The sequence below is a fragment of the Streptomyces sp. NPDC127084 genome (assembly GCF_042724175.1).
Classification (GTDB): Bacteria; Actinomycetota; Actinomycetes; order Streptomycetales; family Streptomycetaceae; genus Streptomyces.
Genome location: NZ_JBHXFA010000384.1, coordinates 1 through 1,267 on the forward strand (window position 1 = coordinate 1; position 1,267 = coordinate 1,267).

General features: G+C 72.1%; 1 protein-coding gene. It reads right to left on the minus strand.

The genetic code is table 11. From position 1 onward, the window contains the following. Positions 1-1,267: glycosyl hydrolase family 65 protein (locus tag ACFWI9_RS34410; protein ID WP_387169257.1), on the minus strand; the 1,267-nt coding region annotated here is incomplete at both ends.

Genomic DNA, 1,267 nt, shown 5'->3' on the forward strand with positions numbered 1-1,267 from the left:
TGTCCAGCGTGACCGGCGCCCCGGCCCGCAGCCGTACGGTCGTCGTCTCCGGACCGATCGCGATGTCGTACGTACGGCCGCGCCAGCGGAGCCCCGACAGGCGTACGCCGTCCGTGAGTTGGGGCGGCAGGCTCGGGTCCAGGTGGAGGGCGTCGGGGCGCAGGCGCAGGCCGGTGAGGCCGTGGGTGAAGACCTGCAGGAAGCCGCCCTTGCCGGTGAGGAAGTCCTGGGCGGGGGAGCCCGCGAGGGGGTCGGACGCGCCCGCCTTGTCGCCGCGCGACTCGGAGAACAGGGCGAACGGACCGCGCGCGAAGGGCTGGTAGGCCCGCCGCAGATAGGTGTACGCGGCGCAGCCCGGCTCGCCGATCACCGCCGCGTCGATCGCGTGGACGGCGTCGGTCATGGCGGGGCCGTCCGGATCGGTGCGCTGGGCGTAGTAGTCGAGGGTGGCGGCCCCGGCACCGGCCGGCATGGGCCACTCCAGCGGGTAGATCAGCAGCACGGTGTCGGCCTGCTTGATCTGGGAGCCGTTGTAGCCGTCGTACTGGAGGAAGATCTTGCGCTTCGGGTCGTAGGGGATGCGCAGGTGGTTCGCGACGGTGAGCCAGTCGGCGGGGGCGTCGGTGCCCAGGGTGCGGGCCGCTTCGGCGGCGGCGCGGAGGGCGGTGGCGGCGACGGCGTTGGTGTAGACGGCGTCGTTGACGCCGTTGCTGTACTCGTCGGGTCCGGCCACTTCCTTGACGGAGTAGGAGCCGTCGGCGTTCTTGGTCGCGCGTGAAGTCCAGTACTGGGCAAGGCCGTTGAGGAGGGGCCAGCCCTCGGTGCGGAGCCAGTCGCGGTCGCCGGTGGCGAGGTAGTACTGCCAGGCGGCCAGCGCGATGTCGCCCTGGAGGTGGTTCTGGGTGAGGCAGTGCGGTGGCTGCCAGCTCTGGCACTCGGACCACAGCTTGCCGTGGCTCGCGCTCGTCCACGGGAAGAACAGGCCCTGCACCGAGGTCTTCGCGGCGTTCTCGGCGGCGGCCGCGCGGGTGCGGTACCGGTACTCCAGTACCGGGCGGGCCAGTTCGGGGCGGGTGGCCAGCAGCGACGGGAACATCCACGTCTCCGCGTCCCAGAAGATCATGCCCGCGTAGTTGTCGCTGGTCAGACCGGCGGGCGCGATGCTGTCCCGGGCGCCGGGGCGGAGCGCGGACAGCAGCCCGTACTGGGCGGAACGGGCCCAGAGTTGGAGGTCCGGGTGGCCCGGGACCTCTATGTCGGCCGACCA